Raw genomic sequence first — 18,647 nt, 5'->3', positions numbered from 1 at the left:
GGTTAATGTCGATATTTTGAGAACTTATAAATTAAGTAATTAGTGAATAGTCCACAGGTAAATAATGAGCATGAATACAATTAATATTGGATTAACAGAAGAACAACGTTGCGGTGTGATGAATTTATTAAATCAAGATTTAGCAGATTCGTATGTTCTGGTGGTAAAAACTAAAAAGTATCACTGGGATGTTGTGGGTCCTCAGTTCCGCACATTGCATGAACTTTGGGAAGAACAGTATGAAGAAATTACAGAAAATATTGATGAAATAGCAGAGAGAATTAGAACCTTGGGTGGTTATCCCAGTGGTACAATGGCAGGTTTTTTAAAAATTGCTACTCTCAAAGAACATAGCGGAGAAATTCCTACAGCAACAGGAATGGTAAATCAATTAGTGGAAGATCATGAGCAGATTATTCGTAATTTAAGAAATCATGTAGATCGTTGTAGTGAAGAATTTCATGATCAAGTTTCGGCTGACTTTTTAACTGATTTGATGGAAAAACATGAAGAAATGGCTTGGATGTTACGTTCATTTATTGAAGGACAAGCATTAGAACCAAATGTCAAACAACAAACCGAAAAAACTAAAGTTCCGGTGGGTGTTTAGTGGAGAATTTGCCACACAATTGTCAACATAAAGAGAAAATAAATTAAAAGGAGTAAACAAGTGCCAGAAGGATATCAAGCAGAGCGTACCATCTCGGCTGTATTTAAAGAACAAAAGCAAATTGATGATGTAATTCGTCGTTTACTAAATAGAGGTGTACCGAAAGATCATATTTCAGTGATGGGGAGAAATTTCCAGTCAGAAACGCGAATTTCTGGTTTTATTACCAAGCGTGATGTGATTTTAGGAGGTTTGAGAACAGGGGCAATTTTTGGATCTTTGTTTGGTTCTTTCCTCAGCTTACTTACTGGTGTAGGAGTATTGTTTATTCCTTTTGTCGGACCAATTGTAGCAGCAGGACCTATTAGTGCGGTGTTGCTGGGTGCTGCGAGTGGTGCGATCGCTGGTAGTGCTGGTGCGGGCTTGGTATCGGTTTTTACGGCTATGGGAATGCCAGAAGACAAAGCTGCGGTTTATCAAACTCGTTTACAAGCGGGAGAGTTTTTATTAATGGTAGAAATTCCGAGCGATCGCAGCGGTGAATTTCAATTAATATTAGAAAGTTCTGGTGGTGAAGAAATGCACACCATTGGTAAAGCACTCACCCATCCTTGTCCTGGTCCTTGTAACAGTCCAGAAGATTTATCTCCTGAAGTTCGCGCTCACTTATCAGCAGAAGCACAACAATTGTTCATTCAGCACTATAACGTCGTACTTGATGAAACCAACGATGAATTTACCGCTGAACAATCTGCTTGGGATGCAGTTCATCAACAATTTGATGAAGATGAAAATGGTGTGTGGTCAAAACAGAAAGTTGTTGTTTAAGTTCTTATATTTCCATAACAAGTAATAGGTAATGGGGTAAAACTCATTACCTTTTTATAGTTGACTAAAGTTTATTTACTTTTATCTGGTAATATCTTGGCTCTAGGTATTAAACATCTTAATTAATCCATTAATGACTGGTACGTCCAGTCAACAAGCCCCAAATAAAAATGGCTATCATTGCCCCAATAATAGCCACAATTATACCAGGTATGCTCAAAGTTGCGGCTGTAAATTGTAATCTTCCTGTTTCTAACAAAGTGACTAAAGTTCCACCAATTAAAGCACCAACAATTCCTAATACCATTGTGACTAAAATTCCGCCACCTTGACTACCAGGATAAATAGCTTTAGCGATAGCTCCGGCGATCAGACCCAGAATTATCCAAGCAATAATATTCATAGTTTATTCCATGAAAATTTCCATCTATAGATTAGTAATTTTATCTACTCATTAAGTCTATCAAAAGAGAGATTTAATTAATTGATAATTGATAATTGACAATTGATAATTTGCGTGTAATGTGTTTTTTTGTGAATACATTAAATCAAATAAATAAAATCAAATAAATCAAATAAATCAAATAAATAAAAACAATATTGTGGGGTGGGCATACTTCGACATAGTTCGACTGCGCTCACTAACCGCTCAGTACAAGTCTTGCCCGCCAATGGTGTACCTCATTACAAAGTAAAGTGCTGTATTGAAATTGATATTTAATTGGCATAAATTGAGAAAATTCGTTTGCATATCAGGGCTAATGCAACTGTAATCATCATAATTAATGTAATTTTGCCACCTGGTATCAATGATTGATAAATACCGTTTGTTAATTTTTGTTTTTCTCGTTGTTGCCAACTCATAATTGCCGGAATAATTCCCCCTAAAATCGAAACACTAAATATTCCCGTATAATCTAGAGCAGTAAAAAAGATACTGGGGTTTATTGTTCCTAAACTCATGGGTGGAAATAGAACAAGTGAGAAAATAGGAAACCGAGAAATTTGATTTTTTGTGATCCGAGAAATGTCTTGAAAGAAATCGACTAAACCGTAAACAAAACCGATAAAAGAGGTAATAATTGCCAACTCTGAAAAAACAGTTAAAACTAATCCTAAAACTTCTCCTGCTCCACCTGATCGCAAAATTTGTAAAGGGTCAAAAACACTGCAACTTTGTGAATTATTCTGGAGAATATCAGGACTAATACTGCCTAAAATCACAGCATTCCAAGCCAAAAACATAATCAAAGGAATGCCAGAACCGATAATAATTGATTTTCTGATTTTGGCGATATCGCCTTCTAGTTGTGTCACCACTACAGGCACAACGTTATGATAAAAAAGAGCTACACAAATAACAGAAACTGCACCACCGACAGCTTGCCAATTTTGAAAGAGAAATTGTGAGCTTTTTACTTGTCCTGAACCTAACAGTAATAATCCTAGAAAAGAAGTAATAAGAATTGCCACAAAGGCGCTGTTTAATTTCTGAATAAATCTTTCTTTTCCTAAATAGAGAATGCCACCAAATAACAATGTAAAAGTTGTTGTTCCTATCCAGGTAGGTAAGGTATTTTCTAAACCAACTATTTTAGTTAATGTCGATAATAAAATATCTCCACCTTTGCTGATATACGCCACTAAAAGAGCGTAATGCTTAAACAAATATGCACCACCAGCAATTCTCGCTCCTGTTTTTCCCAATGTCTTTTCTACAGTTGCCAAAAAACCTATGCTATTCATGCCTTCTGCACCCATAACATTTAAGGTTACTTCAGCAATTAATAAACCAGAAAATAAGGTGTATAACCAAACTACAATAATGACAATTGTAGATGGTAAAATACCCGATGGTAAAGTTACCGCAGGTAGGGCAAGAATACCAGCACCAACAGTAGTTCCAGCTATCAAAGCAGTGCTTCCTAAAACGCTACCTGGTTGATGATTTAATTTATTACCATCAAATTCCAAGTGAGAAAATAATCTGGTTACTTGCTTTTGTTCTGATTTGATAACTTGATTCATGGGTTTTTGCTTAGATATCTGCCCAAAGCGGCAAGAAAATATTACTTGATATTACTTGATATCAGTAATTTTAGCAAAAATCTCTGATTTCCGCTAATTCCTCGTTTTTCTCGTTCCCATACTCTGTATGGGAATGAATTATTAAAGGATCTGCCTTTATTAATAGCAGAGTCAGAGACTCTGTGATGGCATTCCCAGTTAGAAACTGGGAACGAAATAACGAAATAACGAGATAAAGGCGAGGTTTTAAACTTTGAATGAAAAAATTGTCAATTGTCAATTGTCAATTATCAATTGATAACTGATTTTTCACACAAACCGCTTTGTAAACTCACACATTAAATCTACTCTGCCTTTACGTAACATAGCAGGATCTAATCTTTCTGTAGTATTGCAAGTCATCAAAACCACTAAATGCTGCTTTATCTGTACACCAGATTCATCAATTACACTTTGGTACAAAGTCCCATCTAACAAAGCTAAAATATGTTCAGTTTTGTTGTTATATTGGGCTACTTCTGAAGCTCTATCTTGAGCTAAGTTATCAGCTTCGTTGATGATGATACAAATTTTCTCTAAATAGTTGGGTGGCACAAAGTTAGTAATGGCATCATGATCCAAAATAAAGATGACATAACCTAAAGGTACTAAAATTTCCTTGGCTACTGATTGTGTCCATGCTGTTTTTCCTGTCCCTGGTTCTCCATGTACGACAACGGCTAATTGATTTTGATTGAGAATTGCTTGCTGAACTGAATCAGTAAAATCTTGAATTTCTTGGGGAAATGTGCGAATGGGAAATTGATTATGAACTTTACCGACACGGCTTTGATATCCACTTAACATAACTGCTAAATCATAAGTGGCTTTATTTATTGATGGGGCTAAATTTTTGGACATTAATGTATATTGTCTGCGTCCCCGATCATAGGGATCAATTTGTAACCAAATATCGTGTTTAGACCAATAAGCATAAACAGTATTGATCACATCTAACCGTTCCCAACTAACAAATTTTTCGACGGGAAAATAGAAATCTCGCTCTGCATAATATTGGGTGATAATATCAGGACGTTCCAATAAACGTAGAACGCGCAAAACGGTAATTTCTTGCAATAAATTCAGTACATAATCAATAGGAATGCTGTTACGGCTGACAAATTGCAAAATGGGAGTTTCTGTACTTAAAACGTCTTTATAACGATAATCTGGTGTGAGTGCGTCGGGTGTGACGAAGTTCCAAAATTTTTGAAATTCACTGCGAGTATAGTCAGAAGCTAAATTTAATATATTTGCCCACCAAGCAAAATCTTTTCTGGCTAAAGCGTCTGCATAAAAACTGACTAGATTAATACTTCTTTGTGTTAACTCTTGAGTATCATTTAATATTAGTTGTTGGAAATAGTCCCAATCAAAATCACGCTGAAATGGTCGCCAACCACTAGCTAGTAGGTTGTGACGATTGTTGTTCGCGGAACTACTATCATTATTTCGGAAATAGTCAAAATCCATAGGAGTCAGTAGTCAGTAGTGAGGATTAGAGGCGTTCCGGTGGAACGTCTGTACAGGAGTCAAACCTAGTTGATATTTGATTCTTGTTACATAATTAGTCTGGTATATCTTACAATGTAACTTTATACTACATAAATATAGCCACGTCAAGCATTATGCTTAAAATTGTTCAGTTTGAGCAAGTATCATATCACTTCTTTACAAACCTACAAAATACCATCGCAATTCAAGTAATATTTCTAGCAATGTTTATCGTCTGCTGTATTTAGGAAATTTCTCAATTGATGGGGGTATATAGCAATTTCGCATATATTGACAGCAAAATAAATCACTGAAGTCATAAATTTAACAGTTTATTTTCATACTGGATAGGATGTTTAATGCAACTAGTGTAATTTAATTTTTTGCTTATAGATATGTCAATAGTGATACTAAAGTAAATAACTATGCCTTTTTTCTCTACAAAGTTATTGTGAACTTATGAGGAAAATATTCTGTAATTTTGCATATAATCAAGGGGTGTCTACTAAAGCTATTCAGATTGAGTTGTTCTTTCCTGTTGAATGTGGGTAAGGATAATCAACTGAGTGGCAGCAAAACACTAGCTAATCTTGAATCAGCACGTCTTATGGTTTGTGGGATTATCGCCTAGTTTGACTATCAAGACGATAAAGCCCAATTTAATCTTCTGGAGACTAGATGTATCTGACACATTCATTCATGAGTGATGAAAAGAAGCAAAACTCTCAGCCGCCTTTGATTTTGGTAGTAGAAGATCATGATGATAGTCTATTACTACTTAGTTATACTTTGGAGTTACTAGGGTGTAGATTTATTTGTCAAAATGACAGTTACACTACACTCTTAGTAGCAAAAGAATATCAGCCAGACTTGATTTTGTTGGATATTCTGTTACCTGGGTTGAATGGTCTAGATGTTGTGCGATATTTAAAGCAAGATCCATTAACTCGCCACATTCCTGTTGTTGCTGTTACGGCTTTAGCTGGCAGGGAACAGCAAGAACGTATCCTGGGAGCAGGTTTTGACGACTATCTCAGTAAACCCTATATGCTGGAGGATTTAGAGGCAATTATTCGTCGTTTTCTTGATCACAAATTTGAGCCTTTTTCTCCGTTTGAACAATGCAGGTAAATAGAATCAAAATTTTTATGACTTCAAAATTTTTATGACTAATCTTTGCTGTCACAGGGTTTTATTTCTGACTCCTGACTCCTGACTCCTGACTCCTAAAAAATTAAGTTTCCTTTGGCAGTTTGATTTTGAATATACTACCTTTACTTAATTCTGATAAAAGTTCGATTTCTCCACCATGCGCTTCTATGATTCTTTGTGATAAATGCAGTCCTAAACCACTACCTGATCTTTTATTTCTCCCTTGACGAAATCGCTCAAAAATTGTTGCTTGATCTTCTGGTGCAATGCCATAACCAGTATCTTCAATTTCAATTACTACTTCACCTTGATGTGTTTTGGTGGGGCAAGTTTTCAAAATGCGAATTTCTACACCGCCTGTATCTGTAAACTTGATTGCGTTACCAATTAAGTTATTCAACACTCGGCGTAGTTCTAATCTATCACCTAAGACAATTCCTCCATGATTTTCTACCTGGTTTAACTCATGGGTATCTAATTTGAGAGTTAAGTTTTTCTCAACAGCAAGGGGAGTTAGTTCACTGATGACTTCTTCAGATATTTCTGTTAAGTCGCATTTTTCCAAATTTAAGGTCTTTTTACCTGCCTCGAAGCGATAAACTTCTAGTAAGGTATTGACCATCTCCATTAAATTTTGGTTACTGCGAATCATCACAGCGATCGCTTGTTTCATTTCTGGAGAAATTTTACAAAAAGTCTCCTGTTGAAACAAAGCTAACATTCGATCAGCTGCTACTAAAGGTGTGCGTAAATCATGAGTCAGACGCGAAACAAAATCTTCTCGCTGATGGGTCATTTTTTGTTGTTCATCAATACTATGCTTCAGTCGCAATAGCGATCGCACTCTGGCTAATAATTCATCAGTATCAAATGGTTTGCGAATAAAATCATCAGCACCCGCATCTAACCCTTCAACTACACTAGATTCATGAAAAGCTGTGATTAACAAAATTGGAATATAACCCAGATCAGGATTATCGCGAATTCTCCGTGTTACTTCATAACCATCCATCCCTGGCATCATCACATCTAGTAAAATCAGATCCGGTGGAGATTGTGCCACTTTTTGTAAAGCAGTTGCTCCATCTGATACTAAATCAATTTCATAACCCTCACTCTCTAAGAGTGTTTGTACTAAAATTAAATTATCTCTTGTATCATCAACGGCGAGGATACGATCAACCTTATCACTTTTGACAAAAGACATAGTTTATGTTTACAACTTTTTGGTCATTAATCTAAATTAATCTACTCTGGAATCTACACTTGGGAATTTACATGGAAGTTGACAGTAATTTAAAGTTTCAGATCAGGATATCCTAGCGAAACTTTATTGAATTGAAATGGTAGGTGAGGTAGATCAAAAATATGTTGATAATCTTGAGGGGAAATACCAATTCCTGTGTCTTTAATACTAATTGATAATTGATTTCTGGGAATTTCTTTCACTTCTACTTTAATGCTTCCATACTCTGTAAATTTAACCGCATTGGAGAGCAGGTTAATTAAAATCTGATGTACGCGCACCGGATCATTAAATACCAAAGTATTTTCTAATTCTATTTCCACTAACAAAGATAACTTTTTTGCTTCCGCTAAAGAACGAATTTCACCTACAGTATTATTAACTATCTTTGATAAGTCACATATTTCCGGTTTTAGTTCTAATTTACCAGCCTCCAATTTAGAAAAGTCCAAAACTTCATTCAATAACATCAGTAAATGCTTACCATTATTGAGGATACGCTCTACCATATCAGCTTGCTGATTGGTAAGTTGACCAAATTTAGGACGTAACAGTATTTGCGAAAAACCAATGATGGCATTCATTGGTGTTCGTAACTCATGAGATATGGTAGCTAAAAATTGTGATTTAAGTCGTGATGCTTCCAAAAATCTCAAATTTTGTAATTGAATTTGTTGCCTTTGTCTCTCCAATTCTTGGTTCTTCCGAATCAGTTGTTCATTACTTTCTTTAAGTTGTTGATATGCCAAATCTGCTTTCATTTCTGCCCGATATAACCGCATCGTGTTTCGCAAAACCAATACCAAATGTTCTGAATTTAGTTGAGATCTAATCAGATAATCTGTAGCACCAGCTTGCAATAAATCAACAGCAATTTTTTCCTCTCCTTGAGCGGTGAGAATAACTAAAGGAACTTTGATTTCACAAGAGCGCAGCTTGTGAATTAAAGTGAAGCTATCTTGGTTTGGTAAGCAATAATCGAGAAAAACGCAGTCAAAATTAGTATTTTGGAGAGCAGAAAGGGCATTATTACCGTCGCTGACTTCACACAGTTCCATATAAACATCAGCTTTTGTCAGGGCTAGACGGACTGCCATGCGATCTACTTCATCATCATCTACAACCAAAATTTTCAGCGTCTCTTCCATTAGTTTTTATTTTCGCTGTCCAAAAGAGATTGAAGTACAGCATTTCTATTTTCAGATAGTAAGCATTCAGCTAAAACTGCTTTTTCAACTGATTTTCCAGGATGTTTAGGGGAGACTGATACTAAAATCAATTTCCTAATTCCTTGCTACAAATGCTCATAAATCCCAGATAATAGGTGATTACTGATTACTGACTGCTGAATACTGACTTCCAATACAGCAGCAGTCAGAACTAAAATGCTGTTAGTTCCAGGCTTTGTCAATCTCATTGTTTACTTTATTTACCTACAAGAAGCTGTATATAACTACAGAATTGACAATTTTTGTGTATCTCACAAAACGCTATTGAGTAACTCAGGTATTTTACACAATATCTAATTAATATTCTTTACATTCAATTTATCTTCCTCCACTTTTAGTAGTTTTAATTTGTTATGTTTTTAGCTGGTTGCAGAATCAAGTATTTGATTTTTTCTGCCATTTTTTTTTGATTGTGTTGAATCTCCTGGTTATAACTCTAACAAACGGAAAATTGCTCTCGTTTAATAAAAAATAATTTAAAAACAATTGGCAATTATCCAGATGAAAGTGATTCTCTATGAAATCTGGCAGAGTCGAGAGAAAGTAAAATCAAATACTTTATCCATCTCAACACAATTGTAAATGAGTCAATGATTTACCGTCCTCACCCATTAGTGAGAGTTGCATACAAACATTGTGTACCATCAGCTTGAGCAGTTTTACTCACTTGAACAGTAGTTAGTCTTGATTCGTGAGTGATTAATCATTCAATATTAAAAAGCTGTAAGTGCATATCTTGCTATTGCCACATAAGCGCGAATCATTAGTTTTAAGCTCTTGCCCTCGTTCATAGATAGAAAATTTTAAATTATCTGATGTTGTATGTGATGTTGGCGGAGCCTGTGGTCGGTACTATGATAGATGATGAAGTTACCAGTTGGTCATTCTGTTGATCATCTCTTGATACAGCACTTCCCAGTCTAATACTGTACCTCAAAACAAAGGAATCTGCTGTAAGTTTATGTCGCAAGAATCTTGTGCTAGGATAAAAATGTGAACCTCCTGCATTCAGCAGGCTATATACAAGGCTTTAAACTTGAATTTGACAGAATAACTAGAGTCAGATGTAATACATTTTCTGATCAGAGTCAGTAAAAATCACCCCCGATTAATGTCTCATTAGTTACTACTTAAAAAAACTGATCTGGTGTCAAAAAAGTAAGATCTCAAGTTTAGCACAAGCATTGTTGACAGAGTTGATGAGAAGAAAAAGACAAATTTATAACATTTAACCAACTCGTCAAGGTGAGGTAAAAGTATTCAAGGAGATTGGTAGAACTTAAAATTCAAGAAAAAATGAGAATAAGGAAGGTACAGTCATAACAAATAGGTTGGTTGTCTGATTTTCCATTCGTTTCAATATTTCATATTTTCCAAAAAAATAGCCATATACCCGTAGCTAGATTTTTACTTCTATCCCAGATAAAATAAGTGAAATTTATTATTTCTGTCGATGGATGCAACCAGGTCAAAATATCATCTATCTTTAGTTTGGGAAAATTAGATCCAAATTAGATCCAAATTATCCAAAACTTGCATTCATTGTAAGAATTCAGGAGTCAGGAGTCGTAGATGCGAAGCATTCGGGCGACCAATTATCAATTTTATGCAAAGGCTATTTTCCTGTAAGGGCGAAGCATTCGGGCGATAAATTATCAATTTTGATCACAGGTTATTTTCCGAATGCTTCGCCCCTACTTCGCCCGTACAGGAGTCAGGAGTCAGGGGTTAGAATATTTGTGTGCAGCAGGAATCCAGATGAGCAAGTTTGTTTATCAGTTTGTTCATCAATTATCAAGCATGACTCGAAAACTCTCATTCATTCTGAATCCTGTATTCTGTCTCCTCAATCCTTACCAGTCAAATTAAGTTCAAATTAAGTTCAAGTTAAGTTCAAATTAAGTTCAAATTAAGTTCAAAGCAGCAGTCAGATATATAGTTGGGTGTAACAATGAATGAGATTAGCATTCTTTTAATTGAAGATCATGATTTAACCCGGATGGGGTTAAGGGCTGCATTGCAGTCACACGGAGGGTTAAGGGTGATAGGTGAAGCGGCAAATGCCAGCCAAGGATTAAAACTTTTGGAAACTGCCAAGCCAGATGTAGCAGTAGTGGATATTGGTTTACCAGATATGGATGGAATTGAACTCACCCGCAAGTTTAAACGCCATCAAGCAGAAACTGGGCAAAATAATACAAAAATTTTAATTTTGACAATGGATCATACAGAAGATGCCGTCTTAGCTGCTTTTGCGGCGGGTGCAGATTCTTATTACATGAAAGAGACAAGTATTAACAAATTAACTGAAGCCATACAAGCTACTTATGCTGGTAACTCTTGGATTGATCCAGCGATCGCCAATGTGGTACTCAAAAAAATGCGCTCAAGTTTACCAGGAGAAAGTCTCACATCTGATAAACCAAAGACTGTAAAAATTGAGGCTTTAGCTACAGAATATGAACAAGTTCTGGAAACCTATCCTTTAACTCAGCGGGAACTGGAAATTTTAGAATTAATTGTTGCTGGTTGCAGTAACGGTCAAATTGCAGAAAAACTGTATATTACTGTGGGAACAGTAAAAACTCATGTTCGCAATATTTTGAATAAACTTTGCGCTGATGACAGAACCCAAGCCGCAGTTCGCGCTTTACGTTCTGGGTTAGTAGGTTAATAGGTGACAGGTGACCAGAAATTTTAGATTTTAGATTTTAGATTTTAGATTACAGAACTTGGTATAGAGCCTGGTTCTTCAGGACGGAAAAATACTCGCTGCGCTGCGTACGCTTCGCTAACGTAAATTCCAAATCCAAAATTTCGAGCTTTCACACTTGAGGTTGGAGTCAATCCAAAATCCAAAATCGTAAATCCAAAATTGAGTGACTGGTGACTGGGGAAGAAGTGATAGAGGTTAAGTTAAACGTTCTTGCAAACATTCGGCAATACGTTTGGCAGCACCAGGTAAACCCATTCTTTTAACTCCATTTTCAGAAATTTCGTGTAAAAGATCGGGATTTTGTAGCAGGGACTGTGTTACTTGGGCAACTTTTGTTGGTTGGTCTACTAAAATTAGAGATGATCCTAGAAGACGACTTTGGGCTTCTGCAAAAGCAGGATTATATTGAGGACCTTTACCGGGAATAGCGATCGCTGGTTTGCCTAAACCAATAAATTGTTCTGTTGCTGTACCTGCCATTGCGATCGCTAAATCCCCCAAATGTAAACAATCATTATAAGCTTGTTGAGTGAGAATAAGATAAGCATTTTTTTGTTTAAAAAACAAAGCATTAGCATCAGCGAGTTTAACTGGAGATTGATCGCATTTTTGCCAACCTGGAATTTTTAAAGTTTGAGTAAAAATATTGCCATCTAAACCGGGAGCGATCGCACCTAAAAACACCATCTCTCGCTCCCGGAAACTCTCAATCAAAGCTGATACAGCGATCATCATCACTTCCCAATTATCATAAGCCTCACCTGCACGAGAACCGGGAAGCAAAGTCACAACCAAAGGACGAACAATCTCTTGTTGTTCAAAACTATCATGATCAAATCTAGAAGTGCCAAAAGAAGGTTCTAAACCATCCATCATAGGATTTCCCACATCAAAAGCTGTAATAGGCCACTTTCTTAAAATTTCCGTTGTCAGCGCATCTCTAGGAAACACCGCCCGACAAAGACGACGACTCATCAACCACCTTTCCCAAGGATGATAAATAGAACCTGAAAAATTTTCCCAACGTGCCGATTTTGACTTTCTGGGTAATAAACCCAACTCATCCCGCACATAATATTCAGATTTTGCCGTTCCCACAAAAGCATAATTAGCACCGCTGATAGCTGCAAACAAAAGTGGTACAATATCCCCCACAGCTAAAATCGCCTTTTGATTATCTAACTTTGTTTGCGAACTTACCCAACCACGCACCGCTTGAATCTGCTTCCAAGTCAGTTGTACCAAACCACCCTGGACATCCCGCATCAGTTGACGACTATCCATATAAATAAAACCACCAGAAGGCATAGTCTTAACTTCACCAATACAAGGCACATTTAAATTTTGGTAAGCACGACCTTCACCCACTATGGGTAAAGCAAAAATATCAGGAGGAGAAGATAACTGTTGCAGTTCCTTAATGATCCGTGCAGCAATGATATCTTCACCATGACCATTACTTAAAACCAGTAACTGTAAACGAGAACTTTTATCTGGAGACTGCTTCAATAAAGGTAATTGAGATAGATCACGCATAGAATTTTGGATTTTAGATTTTGGACTTTAGATTGGGTCTTGCAATTTGTCATCATCAAGCCTGATAATGAATAGTACCAATTACCAAAACAACCAAAACACCTGTACCCAGATCCTCGACTTCTCAAAGAAGCCGGGGATCTTTTTAGATTTTGGATTTTAGATTTTAGATTTTAGATTTTAGATTTTGGATTTTAGATTGGGTCTTGCAATTTGTCATCATCAAGCCTGATAATAAGTAATACCAATTACCAAAACAACCAAAACACCTGTACCCAGATCCTCGACTTCTCAAAGAAGCCGGGGATCTTTATTCTCAGCGATCGCCTAACACCGTCAGCTTTTTGTAGTAGCACCGTAGTAGCAAAGTAGTAACAAAAATTTAACCAGAAACAAAAAATTTCAATTATCGGTCTCTTAATCCATAGGTATCTACAGCAAAGATTATCATTAATTATGCGAGTTTCTTCTGCGGCAATTTTTACCTTAGCTACTTTAGCTGCTAGTAATGCCACTCAGCAAGCCAACGCTGCACCGACTCAAAACACAAGTCAAGAGCATAAAACAGCAACAACAGATGTGGTAATAGTGCCTGATGTAGAAACTCAAACAGCACAGGTAGAAACCTTTACCGCACCAGAAACTACTTATGCCATAGAATTTAGCCCTCAACCGATATCGCAACCAGTAGTTGTACGGACAAATATCAATAATTATATTAATAATAACAATAACAACTTAATTACAGATGCTAATTTAGTAGTTACCGCCACCAATGTCCAGATCATAGGCGCTAATGCAGAATTAGAGCAAATCATTCGTAAAGTTATTAAAACCCAAACTGGAGGAGGAACTAGTCAAACTCAACTTCAACAGGATGTAGCCGCAATTTTAGACACTGGTTTATTTGCTAATGCTACAGTTAACAGTAGCAATACATCCGCTGGTGTAAACGTAGTTTATCAAGTGCAACCAATAGTTGTACAAGCATTACAGCTATCTGGTGCAAAAGTTCTCACTTATCAAGCAGCCTTAGGAAATTTCCAAAATCAGATTGGTAAAGATATCAGTCCAGCAGCACTTCAGAACATAGTACAGCAAATTAACCAATGGTATAAAGATAACGGTTATACCCTAGCCAGAGTCTTATCAATTCAACCAAACCGCCAAGGTATCCTCACAGTCAATGTAGCAGAAGGATTAGTCGGTGATATCAAATTTCGGTTTTTGAGCGAAGAAGGAGAACAATTTGATAACAATGGTAATCCCATTAAAGGACGTACTAAAGCAGATTTTATCAGACAGCAACTCAAATTACAACCCGGAAAAGTCTTTGCAGAAGATTTAGCGCGGCAAGATATCCAAACTTTATATAAATTAGGTTTATTTCAAAGAGTCAATGTTGCCTTTGAAGGAGACGCAAAACAACTTGATTTGGTTTATGAACTGCAAGAAATAGGAGCGCGTTCTATTAACCTGGGAGGTGGATATAATGCTGATGATGGGATATCAGTAATTGTTAGTTATAGAGATCAAAACGTTGGTGGTGTGAATGATACCTTGTCTGCAAATGTGGAACTAAACAGACAGGATGTACTGTTTAATACTAACTTTAACAGTCCTTATCGAGAAACCAACCCTGAACGTTTGGGTTATAACATCAAAACCTTCCGTAGAAGACAAATTTCCGATACCTTTGACGATAAAATCAAACTGCCGAATGGTGATAAAGTGCGGGAAGGGAAAATAGGCGCTAGTGTGAGTTTGCAACAAGAAATAGATGGTTGGGATGCTGCTGTAGGTCTGAATTATACTCGTGTTACCATCCGCGATCGCTCTGGAAATATTACCCCCAGAGATGCAAACAATAACCAATTATCATTGAGTGATACTGGTGTAGATGACCTAGCTACCGTATCATTTACAGCCACCAAAGACCAACGGGATAACCCAGTTAAACCAACTCAAGGTTCTGTTCTTAGTTTCAGTACCGAACAATCTATACCTGTAGGTAATGGACAGATTACCATGAATCGGCTGCGGGGCAATTATAGTCAATTTATGCCCGTAAATTTATTTAACAGCACACAACCCCAAGTATTTGCTTTAAACCTGCAAGCTGGTACTGTAGTGGGTGACTTACCACCTTATGAAACTTTTAACTTAGGTGGTTCTAACTCAGTACGCGGTTATGATGCTGGTAAAGTAGGAAGTGGTCGTAGTTATGTGTTAGCTTCGGCTGAATATCGTTTTCCGATCTTCCCTATTGCTGGGGGTGTGATATTTGCTGATTTTGCCACTGATTTAGGTTCTGGTGATACCGTGATTGGAGAACCAGCTAATGTAAGAAATAAACCTGGTAGTGGTTTTGGGTATGGTGCAGGTGTGCGCGTTGATTCGCCTTTAGGTTTAATTCGTGCTGACTTGGGAATTAATGATCAAGGTGAAAGTCGGGTGCATATTGGTATTGGTCAGAAGTTTTAATTTGGTTGTGGAGTGTTAAGTTTTGAAGTAACGAACCACGTTCTGCGAAGCAGTTCCCGAAGGGTAGAAGCGAAGGACACGAAGGGAGGAGGTTTAGAGATATTTTCCGTAGGTTTTGATTAATTAGGGTAGAATATTCAATAATGGACAATTAACAATTAAAAATTTGACAATGACCTCTACCTTAAAGGGAGAGGATTGAAAAAGCGGATTTTTTTGGTTTTTTTCCCCTTGAAAGGGGAGGTTTTAAGCCTTGAATGAAACAATTATCAATTGTCAATTGTCAATTATCAATTGATAACAAAGCCTTGGTTTTGAGTCTATGCGTCAATGTGTTAATCCTGACTGTCTTTTTCTTAATCCTGATAGTTTTCAATTTTGTCAGAAGTGCGGTAATAAGTTACTTTTGCGTGAAAGATATGCACCACAATCAATTTTAGGTCAGGGTGGTTTTGGCAGGACTTTTTTAGCTATTGATGAGGATAAACCATCAAAACCTTATTGTGTCATTAAACAATTTTTACCCCAAGCACAGGGAACGGATAGTATTGAAAAAGCATCCCAGTTATTTGCACAGGAAGCACAACGTTTAGAGGAGTTGGGTAAGCATCCGCAAATACCTGAATTAATGGCTTATTTTACATCCGATAATCGTCAATATTTAGTACAGGAATTTGTTAAAGGTGCAACTCTACAAACTGAGTTAGATAAAAATGGTGTTTTTTCTGAACAGCAAATTAAAAAGTTATTAATAGAAGTTTTGCAAATATTGGAGTTTGTTCATAGTCAACAAGTAATTCACCGAGATATTAAACCAGAAAATATTATTTTAAGTAGTGATAATAAGTTATTTTTAGTCGATTTTGGGGCAGCGAAAATAGTTAAATCACAGCAACGCACAGCTACAGGAACAATTATTGGAACTGCTGAATATTGCGCCCCTGAACAGTCAATGGGTAAACCATTATTTATTAGTGATTTATATAGTTTAGGGGTAACTTGTTTCCATTTATTAACAGGAGTTAGTCCATTTGATTTATATAGTCCGATGGAAGGGGAATGGGTATGGAGAGATTTTTTAAATGGAAATGTGGTAAGTGATGAGTTAGGGAAGATTTTGGAAAAATTAGCAAGTCCTATTGCTAAACATCGTTATCAATCTGTTAAAGAAGTGATTCAGGATATCAATCCTATAAATCAACAAAATACTTCACAAATACCTATTAACCAAACATCTGTTAATATTTCTTCTCCATCTGTACCTAGTCGATATCAAAAACTAGAACAATTATTAGCAGATAGTAGATGGAAAGAAGCTGACGCGGAAACAGCCCTGGTAATGTTAGCTGTGGCACAGCGAGAAAAAGCAGGTTGGTTAGATATTAAAAGTATTGATAACTTTCCGGGTGAAGACCTCCAAACCATTGATCAGTTATGGGTAAAATATAGCAATGGTAGATTTGGTTTTTCAGTTCAGAAGCGGATTTATCAAAGTTTGGGCGGAACGAGAGAGTATAATAGGAGAATCTTGGAAGCATTTGGCGACAGAGTAGGATGGAGAAAGGCAGGAAAATGGTTATACTACTCAGATGTTAAATTTAAACTGACAGCAGTGCCGATGCATAACCTTTATGAGAGATGGTGGTTTATAGGAATGGAGAGTGGATTGTTGTTTTGGAGAGTTAGAGAGCAGGAGTGGTTGTGTTCTCTTTTTTCGCGTGTGTGAGTTGGGAAGCTCTGGTTATTATCTTCTCTCGCGTTGAGACTTGTGGACTGTAATATTTAAAGATTACAGAAAAATATTAAGTCTGAATCAGGATGTCCAGGATTAAAGGATGTACAGGATATTATTATTAACTTATTCAAAAATAACAGAAAATCCTCTCTGCGTTCTTTCTTCGTGTCCTTCGTATCTACCCTTCGGGAACTGCTTCGCAGAACGTGGTTCGTTCCTTCATAAACTTGTGAAGAAAACCGAAAATATTACTTATCAATCAAAACCCAAAAACCTAAACATTGACAACACAATGCAATTGCATTACCTTAAAAATAGAGAATAACCCTCAAAATTGTTATGGTTGTCAAACCCACACCATCCTCAGAGTCTACCCTAACAGACAGATATCAAACCACAATACCCGAACCCGTGCGTAAAGCTCTAGGCTTGGGTAAACGTGATAAAATTCGCTATGTGATTCAACCCGACGGTAAAGTAATTATTTCTCGCGCTGATCAAAAAGAAGAAGATCCGATACTGGGAGAATTTTTAAACTTTATCGCAAAAGACATAGAAAAAAATCCTCAACATCTACAACCAATTAAACCAGAATTAGTAAACCGTATTCAATCCTTAGTTGCTGATGTAGAAATTGATCTGGATGCACCACTATCAGACGAGGATGAGTAAATGTGTCTGAATATCAACCCTTAATAAAACCCTTAATAATTAATGGATGGACTATATTTGCTCATTCCTTGTTTCTAGAACAGTTAGAAGAACTGATAATACAGGTAGAAAATTTACGTCAGAAATATCCTCAAGAATACAAACAGAAAAACGCCACAAAACGTCTAGCTGCTATTTTCAAACTTGCATTTAATGTTATTCCTCAAGATCCAACATTAAACGATTATCGTCAAGGTATAACCTTGGGGGATGAATACAAACACTGGTTTAGAGCTAAATTTTTTCAGCAATACCGATTATTTTTTAGATATCATCAACATGGTAAAATCATTGTTTATGCTTGGGTGAATGAGGAAAAATCTAAGCGAGCATTTCAGAAAATGCTAGAAAGTGGTAATCCTCCAGATGAGTGGAATGATTTACTCAAAGAAGCAGAAAGTGAAACTAATCGTTTAGAACAGGTTTTCAAAACAGAGATTTAGCAAAATATGCAGTAAGAATCAGGTGGTTATCGAGTTTCGACTACGCTCAACTACCGCGACTTGTACTGAGCGACTTGTACTGAGCGCAGTCGAAGTAAGTCGAGATAATAACCAGGATTAAAGGATGTACAGGATAGTAGTCAGGGAGCTTGATCCTACTTGCCAAAAGATCAATCCTTGTAGTACAATAGGACAAACAACAAACCATCATATTAAAACTATGCGCTTAAAAAGATGGGAATCCCCCCGTAAACAGGGAAGAAACGATAAAGGCCGGGGCGGTTCAGCCAGAAAAAGACAAATCAAGAAACAACAGCAGATGCTGAGAAACAAACTCAAAGAACAGCAAAAGCCAGAAAATAACCAAAAAAACCAGAAAAACAACAAACCAAGGGA

At 36.6% G+C, this 18,647-nt stretch carries 13 protein-coding genes and 1 pseudogene; 8 read left to right on the top strand and 6 right to left on the bottom strand.

Features of this window, described 5'->3' with window-relative positions; all coding sequences use genetic code 11:
* Positions 1-70 precede the first annotated feature (70 nt).
* Together K2F26_RS21480 and K2F26_RS21475 are read left to right on the top strand one after the other, a co-directional pair.
* Complete coding sequence (locus K2F26_RS21480; RefSeq protein ID WP_194052237.1) at positions 71-610, top strand: Dps family protein; 540 nt, start codon at positions 71-73, stop codon at positions 608-610.
* Between the two features lie 60 nt (positions 611-670).
* A complete protein-coding gene (locus tag K2F26_RS21475; RefSeq protein WP_220609407.1) occupies positions 671-1,438 on the top strand; it encodes a ChaB family protein in 768 nt (255 codons plus the stop codon).
* A 130-nt stretch (positions 1,439-1,568) separates the two neighbouring features.
* Here K2F26_RS21475 and K2F26_RS21470 read toward each other — a convergent pair whose 3' ends face one another.
* From K2F26_RS21470 to K2F26_RS21460, 3 genes are all read right to left on the bottom strand, one after another.
* Positions 1,569-1,841 (bottom strand): GlsB/YeaQ/YmgE family stress response membrane protein, encoded by a 273-nt coding sequence (locus K2F26_RS21470; protein ID WP_220609406.1) that lies wholly within the window; start codon positions 1,839-1,841, stop codon positions 1,569-1,571.
* 314 nt (positions 1,842-2,155) lie between these two features.
* Entirely contained in the window at positions 2,156-3,466 is a 1,311-nt protein-coding gene (locus tag K2F26_RS21465; protein ID WP_220609405.1) for an amino acid permease, read from the bottom strand.
* Between the two features lie 309 nt (positions 3,467-3,775).
* Positions 3,776-4,978, bottom strand: a complete 1,203-nt coding sequence (locus K2F26_RS21460) for an AAA family ATPase (protein ID WP_220609404.1) — start codon at positions 4,976-4,978, stop codon at positions 3,776-3,778.
* 699 nt (positions 4,979-5,677) lie between these two features.
* On the opposite strand from K2F26_RS21460, the gene K2F26_RS21455 reads away from it, so the two are divergent.
* The gene (locus K2F26_RS21455) at positions 5,678-6,130 is read left to right on the top strand and encodes a response regulator (protein ID WP_096568395.1); all 453 of its coding nucleotides are present in this window, start codon (positions 5,678-5,680) and stop codon (positions 6,128-6,130) included.
* 103 nt (positions 6,131-6,233) lie between these two features.
* Here the strand turns inward: K2F26_RS21455 and K2F26_RS21450 are convergent, their stop codons facing one another.
* Complete coding sequence (locus tag K2F26_RS21450) at positions 6,234-7,358, bottom strand: hybrid sensor histidine kinase/response regulator (protein ID WP_096568399.1); 1,125 nt, start codon at positions 7,356-7,358, stop codon at positions 6,234-6,236.
* A 152-nt stretch (positions 7,359-7,510) separates the two neighbouring features.
* Positions 7,511-8,545, bottom strand: a pseudogene (locus K2F26_RS21445) (ATP-binding response regulator); the annotation flags it as partial.
* Positions 8,546-10,577: 2,032 nt separating this feature from the next.
* On the opposite strand from K2F26_RS21445, the gene K2F26_RS21440 reads away from it, so the two are divergent.
* Positions 10,578-11,300, top strand: a complete 723-nt coding sequence (locus K2F26_RS21440; RefSeq protein ID WP_096568407.1) for a response regulator transcription factor — start codon at positions 10,578-10,580, stop codon at positions 11,298-11,300.
* 237 nt (positions 11,301-11,537) lie between these two features.
* On the opposite strand, the gene K2F26_RS21435 is transcribed toward K2F26_RS21440, so the two are convergent.
* Positions 11,538-12,878 (bottom strand): lipid-A-disaccharide synthase-related protein, encoded by a 1,341-nt coding sequence (locus K2F26_RS21435; RefSeq protein WP_220609403.1) that lies wholly within the window; start codon positions 12,876-12,878, stop codon positions 11,538-11,540.
* A gap of 456 nt (positions 12,879-13,334) precedes the next feature.
* Here K2F26_RS21435 and K2F26_RS21430 point away from each other — a divergent pair, with 456 nt between their 5' ends.
* The 4 genes from K2F26_RS21430 (at position 13,335) to K2F26_RS21415 (ending at position 18,251) form a co-directional block, all read left to right on the top strand.
* Positions 13,335-15,362: a BamA/TamA family outer membrane protein gene (locus tag K2F26_RS21430; RefSeq protein ID WP_220609402.1), complete on the top strand. Its 2,028-nt coding sequence runs from the start codon at positions 13,335-13,337 to the stop codon at positions 15,360-15,362.
* A gap of 322 nt (positions 15,363-15,684) precedes the next feature.
* The gene (locus tag K2F26_RS21425) at positions 15,685-17,088 is read left to right on the top strand and encodes a serine/threonine-protein kinase (RefSeq protein WP_220609401.1); all 1,404 of its coding nucleotides are present in this window, start codon (positions 15,685-15,687) and stop codon (positions 17,086-17,088) included.
* A 348-nt stretch (positions 17,089-17,436) separates the two neighbouring features.
* The gene (locus tag K2F26_RS21420) at positions 17,437-17,769 is read left to right on the top strand and encodes a type II toxin-antitoxin system PrlF family antitoxin (RefSeq protein WP_220609400.1); all 333 of its coding nucleotides are present in this window, start codon (positions 17,437-17,439) and stop codon (positions 17,767-17,769) included.
* Positions 17,770-17,771: 2 nt separating this feature from the next.
* Positions 17,772-18,251 (top strand): type II toxin-antitoxin system YhaV family toxin, encoded by a 480-nt coding sequence (locus K2F26_RS21415; protein WP_246605446.1) that lies wholly within the window; start codon positions 17,772-17,774, stop codon positions 18,249-18,251.
* Positions 18,252-18,647 lie beyond the last annotated feature (396 nt).

Source organism: Sphaerospermopsis torques-reginae ITEP-024, assembly GCF_019598945.1.
GTDB lineage: Bacteria > Cyanobacteriota > Cyanobacteriia > Cyanobacteriales > Nostocaceae > Sphaerospermopsis.
Note: the sequence above shows the minus strand (reverse complement) of the source record. Positions and strands in the feature narration are given on the sequence as shown.

Coding starts and splice junctions, on each gene's coding strand:
- K2F26_RS21430 (WP_220609402.1), top strand. CDS start 13,335: ATGCGAGTTTCTTCTGCGGCAATTTTTACCTTAGCTACTTTAGCTGCT.
- K2F26_RS21440 (WP_096568407.1), top strand. CDS start 10,578: ATGAATGAGATTAGCATTCTTTTAATTGAAGATCATGATTTAACCCGG.
- K2F26_RS21425 (WP_220609401.1), top strand. CDS start 15,685: ATGCGTCAATGTGTTAATCCTGACTGTCTTTTTCTTAATCCTGATAGT.
- K2F26_RS21420 (WP_220609400.1), top strand. CDS start 17,437: ATGGTTGTCAAACCCACACCATCCTCAGAGTCTACCCTAACAGACAGA.
- K2F26_RS21480 (WP_194052237.1), top strand. CDS start 71: ATGAATACAATTAATATTGGATTAACAGAAGAACAACGTTGCGGTGTG.
- K2F26_RS21450 (WP_096568399.1), bottom strand. CDS start 7,358: ATGTCTTTTGTCAAAAGTGATAAGGTTGATCGTATCCTCGCCGTTGAT.
- K2F26_RS21435 (WP_220609403.1), bottom strand. CDS start 12,878: ATGCGTGATCTATCTCAATTACCTTTATTGAAGCAGTCTCCAGATAAA.
- K2F26_RS21470 (WP_220609406.1), bottom strand. CDS start 1,841: ATGAATATTATTGCTTGGATAATTCTGGGTCTGATCGCCGGAGCTATC.
- K2F26_RS21455 (WP_096568395.1), top strand. CDS start 5,678: ATGTATCTGACACATTCATTCATGAGTGATGAAAAGAAGCAAAACTCT.
- K2F26_RS21460 (WP_220609404.1), bottom strand. CDS start 4,978: ATGGATTTTGACTATTTCCGAAATAATGATAGTAGTTCCGCGAACAAC.
- K2F26_RS21465 (WP_220609405.1), bottom strand. CDS start 3,466: ATGAATCAAGTTATCAAATCAGAACAAAAGCAAGTAACCAGATTATTT.